Below are 16,687 nucleotides of genomic sequence, written 5' to 3' on the forward strand. Positions count from 1 at the left end.
AAATGTGTAATATACTTGGTGAATCAGATCAATAGAATTCAGTTGTACACGTATTACAGGATAGTGATCCCGGGAAGGAAAACATGGCATGAAGTTTAAAACGCAAGGTCAGAGTCAAATAGGTTGGGTCGCCATCGGCGGCTTATTGTTTTTCCTCGTAAGTCAATGGTTTCGTTCTTCTTCAGGCTATGATCTGAATTATTCGGGTTACCCGGTGATAACACTTTTAGGTGGATTTGCTGCAACGGCCGCCTGTATCGGTATTTATAATCAAAGCTGGCTATTTCAAACTCAAAAATTGACGCTACGCAGAGTGTTAATGACAACACTCTTTTTAATGTTAGGTCTATTTGAACTGGTGCATATCGTTTCGTTTGCAGAAGAAGTTCCTAACAGAGCGATGATGGAATCCGATTTTTCATTAATGATGTCAACAATGGGATCACTGGTTTGTTCTGCGGGACTGTTATTTATATATAGCTTACACGAGAAGCAAGTTGCATTACCGCGCAAATTTCTTCTGTTCAGCGCTACCCTTGGTGCCTTTCTGATTTTGTACATCTGTTCTATCCAAGAGTGGAGTTTTCTACCTGAGATGCTTGATGGTCATCTGCTTGGTAAAGTATTCACTCGCCTGCATTGGGTTGCAGGTCTGCTGTATGTTACTGGGGCTGTCGTTCTGTATGTGCAGTGGAAAAAGACAAAAAACGCCGATCTACCACCTATCCTGAGCGGTATACTCTGTTTTCTGCTAGGTCAGGGGTATTTCGTGACTGCAAGTATAGTAGACGATCTCAATCTGTTGCTTGGTATGCTCAGCAATTGTTTGGGCTACTTTTTCATTCAAAAGGGCCTCTATGCATCTGTAGTTGATACCCCCTTCCTGCAACAACAGGCCGCTGAGGCCAAAATGAATTATATCGCACACCATGATGACGTCACCGGCCTTCCAAATCGCCGTCGCCTAAGTCAACGCCTTCAACTCATGCTGGATGATGCTGTTGTGGAGGAAAAGCTCGTCGGTGTACTTGTACTTAATATTAACCGCTTCAAAACCATAAATGACTCCCTGGGACAACAGGCAGCTAATCGGGTTCTGCGTCAGGTTGGACAGCGATTGAATCATTCATCTCTTCCGGGAGAAGAGGTGTTTGGTCTAGGTAGAGATGAATTTGCGCTGACCATGACGGACTTTTATAGTACAGATACGGCATTACGCCGGACACGGTCCATTCTGCAACTTTTTGAGAAACCCGTTATGGTGGATGGGAGCGAATATCATCTTACGCTGGGCATAGGTATGGCGATCTTTCCTTATGATGGAGAATCTCCCCAAGAGATTATTCAGAATGCCGATACGGCTCTGCATAGTGCGAAGGAGCAGGGAATTGAACTCAACCGCTACGCACATGCCATGCAGATGAAAGCTCAGGAACGATTGCAACTTGAAAATGATCTGCGCAAAGCATTGGCTCGGGGGCAGTTTTATCTGGTATACCAACCTCAGGTGAATCTGCAAAGCGGACTGATCGTAGGCATGGAAGCCCTTGTGCGATGGCATCATCCGCAACGCGGTTCAGTGTCACCGGCAGAGTTTATTCCGCTGGCCGAGGAGAGTGGACTGATTGTTCCGCTTGGAGAATGGGTGCTGCGAGAGGCATGTGCACAGAACAAGCTATGGCAGGAAGCGGGATATCGCAAGTTATGTGTGTCCGTTAACCTGTCGATGAGACAGTTCAGACATTCCCACCTGCTCGACAGCATCAACAGTATTCTCAGAGAAACGGGACTTGAACCGGCATGGCTTGAACTGGAGATCACGGAGAGCATGACGTTTGACAAAGACCGGGCCTTTGAACAGCTTCATAAAATTAAAGAGATAGGTGTACATATCAGTATTGATGACTTTGGCACGGGATACAGCTCACTACATTATCTCAAGGATCTGCCGATTGACCGGCTCAAGATTGACCGATCATTTGTGAATGAAATAATGGAAGACAGCAATAACGCTGCTATTGTATCCACGATTACTTCGATGGCACACCATTTACAACTCAAGGTTACAGCAGAAGGTGTTGAGAACGAGGAACAGATGATGTTTCTTCGCAATCAGCATTGTCATGAGGCACAAGGTTATTTTTTCGGTAAACCGATTGAAGCGGCGGACTTTGAGCAAAGGTTCCTTAGAGATATTGACAAGCCTGCGGGATAAGGAGTAGCAGGGTCGCGAGAGCGTTCCTGCCTTTCTGGTATCCAATTCTAGGAAAAAACTGTTGATATGCCTTGCACGTTAGTGCGGATCGTGGTATATTAGGTTTTGTAAAATCACTGTTAACTTCCATTTGGAATTTAACGGGACGTAGCTCAGCTTGGTAGAGCACCTGGTTTGGGACCAGGGGGTCGCATGTTCAAATCGTGTCGTCCCGATTGTTCATTTTGCGGGTGTAGTTCAATGGTAGAACTTTAGCCTTCCAAGCTAATAGCGTGGGTTCGATTCCCATCACCCGCTTAACAGCAGTACCTGGAAAACCCTTGGATGTTCAAGGGTTTTTCTTTTTTTTTTTGAATTTAGATACAGATAATGACATCTTGACCTTTGCTTTTTTTCAATGATCTGGTACAATAACGGAGAATTGATACTACACATGAATGAGAGGTAACCATACGTCCCATGAAGTAAGACACATGAGGTGAACCCCAGTTAACTGCAGATTGTTGTATGACGCAGTCAGCCGAGCGGCTGAGCGATGAGGGGATTCGTGTGTCCAAATTCAGCTATAGGGAATAGTATGGAAGAAGCAAGTTTTTCGGCTTGCGTAGGCCCTCGTCAGGGTTTCTTTGTTCATGCTATGGTAGCCTCATATCTGTATTTTGAACGCGTTAATCCATTCAAAATTGCTAAACCGCCGGCTGATGCCAGCGGTTTTTTTTGGATTTTTTGTTCAGGAAGGATGAGGACTCATGACGACATTGGTGCGCTTACATGAAGTATCAAAAGAATGGAACGGTAATGAATTGTTTGCCGGATTGAACCTTGAAATTAACGAGGGCGAGCGACTTGCCATACTAGGCCGCAATGGATGCGGTAAAACGACACTTTTACGGATTATACTCGGCGAGGAGGATGGAGGTGGACGGATTGATCGTCAACTTCCATTGTCAGAATGGGGTTTCATGCGTCAGCGTTCAGAGGTGCCGAGTGGAATAAATGTATTGGATGCAGTAAGGCGGGAGAGTGGACGTATTGATGAAATCAAGCGGAAGCTGGAAGAACTCGAGCGCCGATTGAGCGATGCTGATGGTACCGAAGATAACGCTTTGCTGAACGAGTATGCCCGATTTTTGGAGGAATATGAGCAATTGAACGGTTACATGTGGGAAACAGAGGTGGAGAAGGTACTAACCCGCCTCGGGCTTACTACAGAACACTGGAACAGGCCTTATCACTCACTCAGCGGTGGTCAGAAAACGAAAGCACGACTTGCAGGACTGCTGGTCAGCAATCCCAAATTTCTGATTTTGGATGAACCAACAAACCATCTGGATGAAGAGAGCATGCGTTGGCTGGAGACTTGGTTATCCGCATACGAGGGAACGGTGCTGTTTGTATCCCATGACCGGACATTTATTGACCGGGTAGCGACCAGTGTAATTGAATTTAATGCAGAGAAACTAACCAAATATAAGGGCGGTTACACCGATTACAAAGGCCATAAAGAGCGGGAACTGAAGGAACAGGAGACGATTTATCGCAAGCAACAGCTGGAACGTAAAGCACTGGAGGAGACCATTCGTAATTATCAGCAGTGGTTCCATAAAGCTCATGACTCCGCAGGAGGCCAAGAGGTGAAGATTACCCAGAGCTTCTACAAGGCCAGAGCCAACAAAAATATTTCGCGTTATCATGCCAAACAGAAGCAACTGGAGCGGCTCGAAAATGAGCGAGTGGATAAACCACGGGAAGCTACGAAACTTAACATGGAGCTACAAATGACTTCACTCGGTGCACGTCAACTTCTTGCGCTGGAAGAAGTGAGTTTTTCATACGATCCAAAGCAATCATTTCTTCATGATTTGCGGCTTGCGGTCGAGCGTGGGGATCGGCTTGCCGTGCGTGGGGCAAACGGAACGGGCAAGAGCACGTTGCTGAAATTAATAATTGGGGAGCTTCAGCCTTCGCAGGGAAAGATCAGCCGTCATCCCCAGCTTAGCATCGGTTACTTTTCACAAGAACTGGAGGGATTGCCTGAGGATGCAACGCTGCTGGACAGTTTGCTGGTTCTTCCTTCCATGACGCAAAGTGCCGCGCGAACCATCCTGGGATGTTTTTTATTTTCACGAGAAGATGTGTTTAAACGTATTGGAGATTTAAGTATGGGGGAGAAATGCCGTGTAGCCTTTCTACGGTTGTATTTCGGCGGTGCTAATCTGCTTGTACTGGATGAGCCAACGAATTATCTCGACATCGACACCCAGGAAGTGATGGAGAATGTGTTAAAAGAAGCCTCCGGCGCACTGGTTATCGTATCCCACGACCGGATGTTGATCCGATCTTTGGCGAATCGTCTGTGCGACTTAAAGCCGGATGGAACAGCATCGCTCTTCGAAGGCGGTGTAGCCGATTGGGAACAAACGGTGCAACTACGGGAGTCTGCACTGGACACACGTGATTCGGATGATGAGCGTCTGCGGCTGGAGATGAGACTGTCTGAGTTGCTTTCTCCCACAAGTCCTGCAGGAACGGAACGAGAACGCTTTTCGCTCACGGAGTCTGCGGCAGAGATGGGGGCGGAATCAGCCGAGATTCGTGTCATTCAGCAACGGTTGAAGGAGCTGAGAGATCAAGGTGCATCTGCAAATTAGCAATTGGGCATGCTTGCTATTTCACCGTATTTTGCATATAATAATGAACGATCGTCGATCATTGGTATCGATATAGGTTATGTTCATTTGAATAAACGTATTGATGGAGACAAGTAAGCAGTGCCTCTGGACAGGGAGGAAGCGCCGTAGATTGAGAGCGTTTCTGTAGAACCAGGCTGCCGAAATTCACTCCGGAGCGGTTCCCTGAACCTGATGATGTGTGCAGACACAGAGACGACAGTAGGGGTAAACGGTTAACGGTCGTTATTCCGTACAAAGTGAGACAGAACGTGTTGCAGAGCTTTTTTGCAATGTGACAACGGGAGTCTAACAAGGGTGGTACCACGGTCTTTTCGTCCCTTTTGGGGAGAAAAGGCCTTTTTTTGTTGCAATAACAGCATTTAAAGGAGGCAATTACACATGAAAGAACGTTTGGAAGCATTAAAGATCGAAGCGCTGGAACAGCTATCGGGCGTTAGCGATCCGCAGACGCTGGCTGATCTGCGTGTAAAGTATTTGGGCAAAAAAGGGGCACTGACTGAGATTCTGCGCGGCATGGGTTCACTAAGTGCCGAAGAACGCCCAATCATTGGGCAAGTGGGTAACGAGGTTCGTGGAGCGATTGAAGAAGTGATCAACAGTAAGCAGGAGCAGTTCCAAAAGGAAGAGACTGCGAAGCGTCTTCAATCCGAGAAGGTTGACGTAACCTTGCCGGGGCGTCGCGGACGTCAAGGCGGATTGCATCCATTGACCAAAGTGGTGCAGGAGATCGAAGATATTTTCATCGGGATGGGATACCGCGTAGCAGAAGGTCCTGAGGTGGAGATGGACTATTACAACTTCGAAGCTCTGAATCTGCCGAAGAACCACCCGGCGCGCGATATGCAGGATTCCTTCTATGTTACTGAGGATCTGTTGATGCGTACACACACCTCTCCAGTACAAGTTCGTACGATGCAAAGCATGAAAGGTGAGGTGCCTGTCAAAGTCATCTGCCCTGGTAAAGTATATCGCCGCGATGACGACGATGCGACACACTCCTTCCAGTTCCATCAAGTCGAAGGCCTTGTAATCAGTGAAAACATTCGAATGAGTGATTTGAAAGGAACGTTGCTGCAATTTGTGCGTGAAATGTTCGGCGCTCACACGGAAATTCGTTTGCGTCCAAGCTTCTTCCCGTTCACTGAGCCAAGTGCGGAAGTGGATGTAACTTGTGTACAATGCGGTGGTAGCGGATGTCGTGTCTGTAAGCAAACAGGCTGGCTCGAAATTTTGGGCGGCGGTATGGTTCACCCGAAAGTGCTGGAGATGGGCGGATATGACCCGGAGAAATACAGTGGTTTTGCCTTTGGTATGGGTGTAGAACGGATCGCGATGCTGAAGTACGGCATAGATGATATTCGTCATTTCTATAACAGTGATCAGACTTTCCTGAAACAATTCGGACGTCTGTAATGATATTGATTGTCAATGAACGTCAAACTAATACAAAGATTAAGGAAGTGAACGTGCATGAGAGTATCGACAGATTGGCTGTCTGATTATATTGCCCTTGAAGGTGTAACCCCACAGGAGCTGGCAGAAAAAATCACCCGTGCAGGGATCGAAATTGATGTTGTGGAGAACCGCAACCAAGGGGTAAACAAAGTTGTTGTCGGTTATGTGAAGAGCAAGGAGAAACACCCGGACGCTGATAAACTGAATGTCTGTGTAATTGATGCAGGACAAGAGGAAGAGCTACAGATCGTATGTGGCGCGAAAAATGTGGATGCGGGTCAAAAAGTAGCTGTAGCCCTTGTTGGCGCAAAGCTTCCAGGCGGGCTGGATATTAAAAAAGCGAAGCTGCGCGGCGTTGTGTCGCTTGGTATGATCTGTTCGGCCAAGGAGCTTGGCATGAACGACAAATTGCTACCTAAAGAGCAACAGGAAGGTATTCTTGTTCTGCCGGAAAACACAGAGATCGGCACGCCAATCAGCCAGGTGCTGGGTCTGGATGATCATGTGCTGGAGCTCGACTTGACGCCGAACCGTTCTGACGCCTTGAGTATGCGCGGTGCGGCATACGAAGTGGGTGCGATCCTGGGACGCGAAGTGACGTTGCCGAATCCGAAAGATCAACTGGTTGAAGCTGGTGATGAAGCGGCTAATCATATTTCTGTAGAGATCAAAGCCCAGGAGCAATGTAGCCATTATGCGGCTCGTTATGTGACTGGAATCAAGCTGGGGGCTTCCCCGCTCTGGATGCAGAACCGTCTCATGGCGGCAGGCGTACGTCCAATTAACAATATCGTGGATATTACCAATTATGTCATGCTGGAATACGGGCAGCCGTTGCATGCGTTTGATGCGGATAAGCTGGAGAACGGCCGTATTGAGGTGCGCATGGCACACGAAGGCGAAACGATTGTGACGTTGGATGGACAGGAGCGTAAGCTGGAACCGCATATGCTGCTGATTACCGATGGCGTGAAGCCTGTTGCCATCGCCGGGGTTATGGGTGGTGAAAATTCCGAGGTATCGGAAGGCACCGTGAATCTGCTTTTGGAGTCCGCCAAGTTTGATGGCGGAACGGTTCGGAAGACGTCGCGCCAACTGGGGCTTCGTTCCGAAGCAAGCTTGCGTTTTGAAAAAGAAGTAGACCCGGGTGCTGTAATTACGGCTCTGGATCGTGCGGCTGAACTCATTCAGCGTTATGCATCAGGCCAAGTACATCAAGGGATTGTGCAGGCTGGGGCTGAAGCTTCCGAGAAACGTGTCATTCAAATGTCTCTGAACAGACTTAATCGTTATTTGGGAACGGATCTTTCTCTGCTTGAGGTGAAAACAATCTTTGCCCGGTTGCACTTTGCATGTGGTGATGCGGAGCAGGGTGTTCTCGATGTGGAAGTGCCTACTCGCAGAGGGGATATCACGATAGATGTGGATCTGTTCGAAGAGGTTGCCCGTCTATACGGGTACGACAACATTCCAACAACGTGGATTGAGGGCCCGACTACACCAGGAGCATATACCCGTCCTCAAGCCATTCGTCGTACGATCCGTGGGTTGATGTCTGGTAGCGGCTGGCAGGAAATGATCAGTTATTCCTTTGTTCATCCGGACAAATCAGTGCTGTTCCCTGCGCTGACACAAGGAAGCAAAGCGGTTAAGCTGGCTATGCCGATGAGTGAAGATCGTAGTGTGTTGCGTACGAGCATTCTGCCGCAGATGCTGGATGCTGCTGTATACAACATGAATCGGAAGCAGGATTCGCTTGCTGTGTTTGAAGTAGGCAGTGTTTTCTTCACGGAGGAAGAGAAGCTGACGAAGCAACCGCATGAAATTCCGGTACTCTCCATGTTGCTTACGGGTGACCGTGTAGCGCAACAATGGAATGTAGGAGCAGAGAAAGTGGACTTCTTTGACATCAAAGGTGCACTTGAGAACTTGTTTGCTTATTTGGGGCTTGAGCAGCGGATTCGCTTCGTGGCGAACAGTCCGGAAGGATTCCATCCAGGGCGTTCTGCCTCCATCTATCTGGATGGCAAAGATGGAAGTGAAGGCACATTGATCGGTACTCTCGGTCAGTTGCATCCAGAACTACAGCAACAATATGATCTGAATGATGTTTATGTTGCTGAAATTGCTCTTGAAGCGATATATCAGGAAGCGGATGCGGATATTCGTTATCGTGAGCTTCCGCGCTTCCCGGCAGTAGAGCGGGATATTGCCGTGGTGGTAAACAAGAATATCGAAGCTGGCGACATGCTCCGTACCATCCGTGAATGTGCGGGTGAACTGTTGCAGAACGTACAGGTATTTGACGTATTCACAGGCAGCAAGCTGGGTGAAGACAAGAAAAGTGTGGCCATGGCTCTGGTATACCGAAACCGTGAACGCACGTTGACAGACGAGGAAGTTACCGAAGCTCATGCGCGGGTCGTAACACGTTTGGAAGAGCAATTCAACGCAGAACTGCGCAAATAGGACAGAAGTCAATTTTTTTGAACAAAGATTAGCAGGAATTGCTCGAAGTCACATCGAATCCTTAGCAATAGAGGATCGATGTGACTTTTTTGTCATTACAGCTTAGAATCAACATACAGACTTGAAGGAGGGCACAACTGTGACTACACCTGATCGTACACGCGTCACCGTAGAGATCTACGGGACTTCCTATAAACTGGTCGGCAGCAGTGCCGATTATATGAAACAAGTAGCTAATCTGGTAGATGAGCGTATGAGCGCCATCTCCAAAAGTCATTCCCGTTTGGACACGCCGCGTATTGCTGTACTTGCGGCCGTACATATGGCTGAGCAGTCTCTTCAGACGCAGGAGATCCGAAATGAGCTCAAGATGCTCACGGGAGAACGTACAGAACTTCGAAATGAATTGAACCGATTAAACGCCATTCAGAGCGAACACCAAAATGAATTGCAACAGCGAGATCAGTCTCTCGCTGAGGTTCGCCAGCAGAAGATTGAGGCGGAGCAGGCTTTGCAAAAGCTCACCGCAGACAAGCAGGCTGAAATCTCCAAACTGAATGCGATGTTGGAGCAAGAGCGCAGCCAAATGAAGGATCAGATCCAGAAGATGCAAGCGCAAGCCGCGGCACAACTCAAAGAGGCAGAAGTGAAAGCTAATACACGTGTAAAGGAAGCAGAGGAAAAGGCAGCAAACCAACTCAAACAAGTACAGGCTCAATCTGCGTCGCAACTTAAAGAAGCACAGAACCGTGCGGCAGCTGAGCTACAGCAGGTGCGGGCCAAAGCCGCAACTGAGTACAAGGAGTTGCAGGAAAGAACTGCGGCACAATTGAAGGAAGCCGAAAGCAAGGCAGTAGCAGAGCGCCAAAAACTGCAGGTTCAGGCGGCAGAGCAGGTACAAGCGGCCAAAGAAGAGGCAGAAGCTGCGATCCTCTCTGAACTGGAACAGGCTGAAGTCAAATTGAGACAGGTGCAGGAGGAGGCAACCCTCCAATACAGCGAACTTGAAAGTCAAATGAAGCAACGTCTGGAGCAAGCCGAGCAGAATGCACAGAAGCAGGCGGATGCGTTCCAAGCACAAGCGAAACAAGAGCGTGAAGCATGGATTGCTGAAGCTGAACAGAAGCATCAGGCTACACGGGAGCAATTGCAGGCTGAGTTTAAAGCTCTTTCCGAGCAATCCGAACTGGAATGGATGGAGAAAGAGGCATTTTATGAAGAACAATTGAAAGAAGAGCAGGAAGCAGCGGCTACCCGTACAGCTGAGGTAACGGCTGCGGCTGAAGAAACGCTACAGCAGGAGCGGAGTAAACTGGCTCGTCAGTTGCAGGAAGAACGCGCTCAGGCAAATGCTCGCATAACGGAGATCAATGAACAACTGGGAGAGGTTCGGAGTCAGCTTCAACATGCGCAGGAAGTGGTGTCTGAGCAAGAACAGTTGCTTCAAGCGGAACGTACCCATGTGGAGTCGTTGCAACAGGAGCACGAGATCCGTATTCAGGATCAGGAGACTCAGACACGTCGAATTGCGGAGCTTCAGCAGCAATTGGAGCAATTGAGAGGAGACAGCAATGATCTGCAAAACAAACTTCGTGAAACGGAGCAGTCGTTGAAACAGACACAGGACTCTCAGCAACAGTTGCAAGATCTGTATAATGAAGCAGTGGATCGTGAAACAGCGCTCACAGCTCAACTGCGTAAACTCCAGGAACAGCATACCCAGCTTGAACAGGATGCGCAGCATTTGCTTGAAGCAGAAGCGAAGTCAGAAGAAGAACAGCGCAGATTGCACAAGGTGCTTGAGCAGGCACATGCGGCTGTACGTACATTGCAAAATGAGATCACAACACTAACGGAGAGTGAACAATCCTGGAAAGATCTTGCTGAACAGCGACTCGCCGATATTGGCGATCTGGAGAATCAGATTCTCGAAGCGGCCGATCAGAATGAAACGCTGGAGGCTGGTGTACAGTCCTTACATGATGAACTTTCCGTTGTAAAGGAAGAAGCACGTCTCTACAATGAAGAGGCTGTTCGTTATGAGAAAGAAAACGAGGTCCTGGAAGAAAAACTCAAGCAATTGGATGAGGAATTACAAGGCACAAGCCGTGAACTAAATGATAAGCATGAGGAGTTAGCTGATACTCGCGATGAATTGCATAGTGCCCAAGAGGAATTAAGCCGTTTGCAAGAACAATACAAGCAGATCCGTAACGATTATAGTGATGCTCTCCAACGAGAAGAAAATGCTGGTTCTCTAATGAGTGAACTCGAAGCGGAGAAGAATGCGCTGGAGCAATCGCTGAACGAAGCAAGGCAGTCCGCTGAGCAGCTTGCCAAGCGTTATACAGAGCAAGCGAATCAACTCGCGCAGACGGAAGAGGAAGCTCTCGAATGGCAAATTAAACATGAGGATCTGTCGGCCAACCAGGCGGAACTGTCTTCTCGTATCCAGCAACTGATGACACGTGAAGAAGAGCTTCGCTCACAGTTGGAACAGGCAACTCAGTCGGCAGAACAGAACGAACAGGTATGGAAGCTACGTGCTGACGAATGGGCGGAGCAGGAGCAGGCATGGCAGGATCGCTGGACAGCGCTGGAGAGTGAATTGACAGCGTGGCAACGAGAGAGTGCAGCGAGTTCCGAGAAGCTGGAAGAACTGGTACAAGAACGAGACCAGTTGCTCAGGGAACGTTCACAGCGGGAACAGCATCAAGTGGAGGCTGATGAGGAGAAGCAGATCATGGAGAATGAACTGCGAGAAATAAGTGAACGTTATGAACTAGCGGCAAACCAGCTTCGGTTGATGCAGGTTGAGCGGGAGATGGAACAAGAAAAGGCGGAGCAACTGAATACGGAATATCGTCAGTTGCATGATGAATATACGAAGTTACAGACGGAATATAACGAATGGATTGAATTGATTGAGCAGGATCAGACGTAACGAATGACTCTTTTCGTCGATGTGCTGACCAGCGAACTCTTGCATAATTTGTTATAATACACAAAGAGCTCCCGTCGCTACGGGGGCTCTTGTCTTGAAGTGTTATTCTTCTACTATAATTTTGGAGATCATGCTACTGTGTCCAGAACCACAAAAAACGGAACATGACATTTCGAACTCGCCGACTTTTTCCGGGACAATGACTTTGGAACTTTTTTGAGTGTCTAACCGAAGGTTGAACTCAGGCACGAGCAAACCGTGATTTCCGTTGACGTTTTCATAAACAATCTTCACAGGCACACCTTTTTTGAGTCGATATTCGGGTTGATCGAATTCGTAGTTGCTTGCCTTGATCACCAGTTGTTCGCTGGCTGTAATCTCTGGCTCGGATGCTGAATCTTTGGGACTACCGCATGCAGCAAGAACAAGAATTAACATACACGCGGCAAGCCATGTTATACCTTTCTTCATCATGTACCTCCTTCAGACGTGTGGGATGGATTAAAATTTGAATGATTTCTCAAGTCATCATACCGCAATCTGGCGATGCCTGTACATGTGGGTATGTCGTTTTATTGAAATTTATCGATAGTTGCTGATCACTTGATGTGCAAAAAGAAAAACCTCTTCAGGCCAACGGCCTTCCGAGGTTTAGGTGTCTTGTTAGAGCGCTAGCAGAATGACAGTCAGTCTTTAGCTTTTGGAGCTTCGTCCGGCATCAAACGGTGTGGATACCGGGATGAAGAGATCGATAATCCCGATGACCAATGCGGCGAGAATGGCACCGAGCAGGCTGACCTCAACATGATCAACCACATATTGACCCAGCCAAATGACCAATGCACTTACGATAAAGCCGACAATTCCCCGGCCAAAAGGATTCACTCTTTTGCCAAAGATGCCTTCAACGATCCAGCCCAGCAAGGCAATGACCAATGCAAGCATCAGTGCGCTCCAGAAACCACCAACGGCGAAACCGGGAACGATCCAGCTTACAACCATTAAGACGATAGCTGCAATAATAAATCGTACGACATGGCCCAGAAAATTCATAGGGGTTACCTCCTTTGTTCAGATTGGATTGGGCATAAACATGGGAACTCTAAGGGAGTAAAATGAATAGCACAATCCTGACACATGTAGTTTGTGGCGTCATACCCCAAGTTATGTGTGGAAGGATTCGTTAAATAGCGCAACAAAGTTTCTTTCGTTATAATACAGGTATAGTTTGGAAGGAGTTGTACACTTGGACACGAAAATATTACACACATTAGAATATCGCAAAATTCTAAATACATTGATTGGCTTTGCTCAAACGTCAATGGGCAAGAAAAAAGCGGAGCAACTTGAACCGAATAGTGATCTTGAAGAAGTAAAGCGTTTACTTCAACAAACGGATGAAGCTTTCACCTTTGAGCGTCTCAAAGGTTCCCCATCATTTGGCGGGATTGTAGACATCACGGCTTCTGTAAAACGTGCTGAGATTGGAGGCACTCTGAACCCGCATGAACTGCTGGGTATTTCCACAACGACACATGCGGCCAGACGATTGAAACGTCAGATTGCAACGCTGCATGAGGACGAGCCGATAGCGTCGCTCTTCTATATCAGTGACCAGTTGTCCGAGCAGAAGGAGCTTGAAGATGCGATCCGTATCTGTATTGATGATAATGCGGAGGTTGCAGATAGTGCGAGTGTAACGCTGGCACAGATTCGCCGTGAACTGCGCGGGGGAGAAGCACGGATTCGGGAGAAGCTGGATTCAATGATTCGTTCATCTACGGTATCAAAAATGCTTCAAGATCAGCTTATTACGATTCGTGGAGATCGATTTGTGATTCCGGTCAAAGCAGAGTACCGCTCTTATTTCGGCGGCATTGTTCATGATCAGTCTGGTTCAGGAGCGACTCTATTTATTGAGCCGGAATCCATCGTGGCTATGAACAATAAATTACGCGAAACCCGGATTCGGGAAGAACGTGAGATTGAGATTATTTTGCAAAAATTGACGGCCTATGTCAGTGAGCAGGGTGAGTGGCTGTTATATGATGTCGATTTGCTGGCATCGCTTGATTTTATTTTTGCCAAAGCACGTTTAGCCCGTGAACTCAAAGCAACTCTGCCTCGGATGAATGATCGGGGTTTCCTGAAGCTGAAAAAAGGACGTCATCCGCTGATTCCGATTGAACATGTCGTTCCAATTGATGTAGAGCTGGGCAACGACTACACCTCTATTATCGTGACTGGACCGAATACGGGTGGTAAAACGGTAACGTTGAAAACCATCGGTCTATTAAGTTTAATGGCGATGTCGGGATTGTTTGTTCCAGCCGAAGACGGCAGTCAGCTATGTGTCTTTGATGCGATCTATGCCGACATTGGTGATGAGCAGAGTATCGAGCAGAATCTGAGTACGTTCTCTAGCCATATGACCAACATCATTCGTATTTTGAAAAATATGACGCCGAAAAGTCTCATCCTGTTGGATGAACTTGGAGCAGGAACAGATCCGGCAGAAGGTTCTGCGCTCGCCATCTCCATGCTGGAGCATATGCACCAGACAGGTTGCCGCATGGTGGCAACGACTCACTATAGTGAGTTGAAAGCTTATGCGTACGAGCGTAAAGGCGTTATTAACGCCAGTATGGAATTTGATATTAATACACTGAGTCCAACATACCGTTTGCTTGTCGGTGTACCGGGACGCAGTAACGCTTTTGCGATTGCAGAGCGCTTGGGGCTTCCGGGTTACATTCTGGATTATGCACGCGGTGAAGTGAAAGAAGAAGATCAGCGGATTGAACACATGATCGCTTCGCTCGAAGAGAACCGTCTAACAGCTGAACAAGAGCGCCAGAAAGCGGAAACGCTTCGTCAGGATATGGAGAAATTGCGCAGCCGCCATCAAGCCGAGCTGGAAAAGCTGGAACAACAGCGTGACCGCCGGATTGAAAAAGCGGAGGAAGATGCACGCAGCATTGTTGATAAGGCCCGTGCAGAAGCAGAGAAAATTATTGCGGATCTTCGTCAGCTGGCCCTGGAAGAGGGGGCTTCTGTCAAGGAGCATAAATTGATCGCTGCTCGTAAGCAGCTGGATGAAGCAGAACCGGAAAAACGTAAAAAAACGGTGAAAAAGACAGCTGCTCCGAAAGCACGTGCAATTGGCCCAGGTGATGAAGTTCTGGTTTATAGTCTGAATCAGAAGGGGCATGTCGTGGAGATGGCAGGCAACAAGGATGCTGTGGTACAGCTCGGCATTATGAAAATGAAAGTGTCGCTGGATGATTTGGAGTTGCAACAGACAGCACCAGCAGCAAAACAGCCAAAGCAAAAACCAGTCACAGGCATGAAGCGTACTCGAGATGATAACGTGAAGAGTGAGCTGGATCTGCGGGGGGCTAACCTGGAAGAGGCGCTGATGGAAGCAGATCGTTTCATCGATGAAGCATTCCTTGCCAACTTGGGTCAAGTGTATATTATCCATGGCAAAGGTACAGGAATTTTGCGTACGGGTATTCAGGATTACCTGCGGAAGCATAAACATATTAAAAGTTATCGTCTAGGCAATTACGGAGAGGGAGGAAACGGTGTAACCGTCGCTGAACTGGAATAGCCTCAAGATGAATAAACAATGCCTGCTGTTCAGTCAAGGTGGATAGCAGGTTCGGAAGGAGAATGGGAGTGAAAGAAGCGATTGACGGACTGCTGTCTCATCCGCTCGGGATGGTCCTCGGTTTCTTCTCGGTTGCCATTATGGAGTTGCTTGTTTTTCTGGCATGCTTCGAACTGGTGACCAAATATAAATGCTGGACGGAGATCAAAAAAGGCAATGTGGCTGTGGCTATGGCTACAGGCGGGAAAATCTTTGGGATTTGCAACGTACTCCGTTTTTGCATTCAAGCAAAATCTTCAGTATATGAAGCGATGACATGGTCATTTGTCGGGTTTGTTTTGTTGCTCATTGCTTATTTTTTGTTCGAGTTCCTGACGCCAGTGTTTTCAATTGACCGGGAGATTGAAGCAGATAACCGTGCAGTTGGATTAATATCCATGATCATTTCTGTCTCACTGTCCTTTGTTATTGGCGCAAGCATTGTCTAGGGGGATCGATGATGAAAATATTGATACGGATTTTGTTTGCGGCGTCGATTGTGTTTTTTGCCATCGGTGTGATCTATGTGTTAAATACGTAATTATATGAAAGAGAAAGGTTGATACATGATGGAAACAACGGTATGTCCTTGGTGTCAAACAGAGATTGTTTGGGATGAGGAACTGGGTCCGGAAGAAGAGTGTCCGTATTGTCATAATGAATTAAAGGGTTACCGTACACTGAACATTAACATTGGTGATGAAGAGAATGATGATAGCGAAGAAGAGTTCGACATGAAGGACATTTCAAACGATAAAGAGCAAATCTCGGACCTGACTTCGCTTTGGGGTGATGAAGTGGAACTGAAGTTGCCAGAACTTCGGACATTGAATAAATATGCAGATGAGGGCAACGATCTGATTCAATATGAACAAGGTGTAGAAAAGCAACTGGATCAGCAAGAGGAAGTACCAGAGTGTCCGAATTGTCGGGAATTCATGATTCTAGCTGGTACGCAGACAGCGAGTCAGGATACATTCTCACCAGTGGCCAATGCTGCTTCTGGGAAAGGTGTTGTCTTGTCATCTCCATTTACGGTATTGACTTACGTGTGCTCTGGTTGCTTCCAGGTTCAATACAGTTTATCAGAGGATGACCGTCTGCGTTTGATTCAGAACCTGAGTGCACACGAATAGATCACATTGGTTTGAAAACTAATTTTATACAACACCAAAGATTCATCATGTTTTCCTCCGGCTTGGGGTACGTTAAGCCTCAAGAGCCACCTGTTCACGTTAAGTTGGATTCAGGTGATGGAG

General features: G+C 47.5%; 10 protein-coding genes and 2 tRNA genes. 10 read left to right on the plus strand and 2 right to left on the minus strand.

The window, feature by feature from the left end:
• Positions 1 to 88 precede the first annotated feature (88 nt).
• From MKY23_RS08585 to MKY23_RS08615, 7 genes are all read left to right on the plus strand, one after another.
• Positions 89 to 2,215, plus strand: a complete 2,127-nt coding sequence (locus tag MKY23_RS08585) for an EAL domain-containing protein (protein WP_221786816.1) — start codon at positions 89 to 91, stop codon at positions 2,213 to 2,215.
• A gap of 141 nt (positions 2,216 to 2,356) precedes the next feature.
• Positions 2,357 to 2,430 (plus strand) — tRNA-Pro (locus MKY23_RS08590).
• Positions 2,431 to 2,441: 11 nt separating this feature from the next.
• A tRNA-Gly gene (locus tag MKY23_RS08595) sits at positions 2,442 to 2,512 on the plus strand.
• A gap of 452 nt (positions 2,513 to 2,964) precedes the next feature.
• The gene (abc-f, locus tag MKY23_RS08600; RefSeq protein WP_339837233.1) at positions 2,965 to 4,866 is read left to right on the plus strand and encodes an ABC-F type ribosomal protection protein; all 1,902 of its coding nucleotides are present in this window, start codon (positions 2,965 to 2,967) and stop codon (positions 4,864 to 4,866) included.
• A gap of 420 nt (positions 4,867 to 5,286) precedes the next feature.
• Positions 5,287 to 6,321: a phenylalanine--tRNA ligase subunit alpha gene (gene pheS, locus MKY23_RS08605; RefSeq protein ID WP_221786804.1), complete on the plus strand. Its 1,035-nt coding sequence runs from the start codon at positions 5,287 to 5,289 to the stop codon at positions 6,319 to 6,321.
• 57 nt (positions 6,322 to 6,378) lie between these two features.
• Complete coding sequence (gene pheT, locus MKY23_RS08610) at positions 6,379 to 8,832, plus strand: phenylalanine--tRNA ligase subunit beta (protein ID WP_253495894.1); 2,454 nt, start codon at positions 6,379 to 6,381, stop codon at positions 8,830 to 8,832.
• Positions 8,833 to 8,971: 139 nt separating this feature from the next.
• Positions 8,972 to 11,776 carry a hypothetical protein gene (locus MKY23_RS08615; protein WP_339837238.1) on the plus strand — a complete coding sequence of 935 codons (2,805 nt, stop codon included), beginning with the start codon at positions 8,972 to 8,974 and terminating at the stop codon, positions 11,774 to 11,776.
• A gap of 102 nt (positions 11,777 to 11,878) precedes the next feature.
• Here MKY23_RS08615 and MKY23_RS08620 read toward each other — a convergent pair whose 3' ends face one another.
• Positions 11,879 to 12,250, minus strand: a complete 372-nt coding sequence (locus tag MKY23_RS08620; RefSeq protein WP_312027572.1) for a cytochrome C oxidase subunit II — start codon at positions 12,248 to 12,250, stop codon at positions 11,879 to 11,881.
• Positions 12,251 to 12,469: 219 nt separating this feature from the next.
• On the minus strand, positions 12,470 to 12,829 hold the full coding sequence (locus MKY23_RS08625; RefSeq protein ID WP_090922244.1) for a phage holin family protein: 360 nt from the start codon (positions 12,827 to 12,829) through the stop codon (positions 12,470 to 12,472).
• A 193-nt stretch (positions 12,830 to 13,022) separates the two neighbouring features.
• On the opposite strand from MKY23_RS08625, the gene MKY23_RS08630 reads away from it, so the two are divergent.
• From MKY23_RS08630 to MKY23_RS08640, 3 genes are all read left to right on the plus strand, one after another.
• Positions 13,023 to 15,389 carry an endonuclease MutS2 gene (locus MKY23_RS08630; RefSeq protein WP_154958261.1) on the plus strand — a complete coding sequence of 789 codons (2,367 nt, stop codon included), beginning with the start codon at positions 13,023 to 13,025 and terminating at the stop codon, positions 15,387 to 15,389.
• Positions 15,390 to 15,451: 62 nt separating this feature from the next.
• Positions 15,452 to 15,877 (plus strand): DUF350 domain-containing protein, encoded by a 426-nt coding sequence (locus MKY23_RS08635; protein ID WP_090922248.1) that lies wholly within the window; start codon positions 15,452 to 15,454, stop codon positions 15,875 to 15,877.
• Positions 15,878 to 15,997: 120 nt separating this feature from the next.
• On the plus strand, positions 15,998 to 16,564 hold the full coding sequence (locus MKY23_RS08640) for a hypothetical protein (protein WP_336122802.1): 567 nt from the start codon (positions 15,998 to 16,000) through the stop codon (positions 16,562 to 16,564).
• Positions 16,565 to 16,687: the final 123 nt, after the last annotated feature.

Origin of the sequence: Paenibacillus sp. FSL R7-0272 (assembly GCF_037969905.1) — a bacterium.
Taxonomy (GTDB): Bacteria; Bacillota; Bacilli; order Paenibacillales; family Paenibacillaceae; genus Paenibacillus; species Paenibacillus polysaccharolyticus.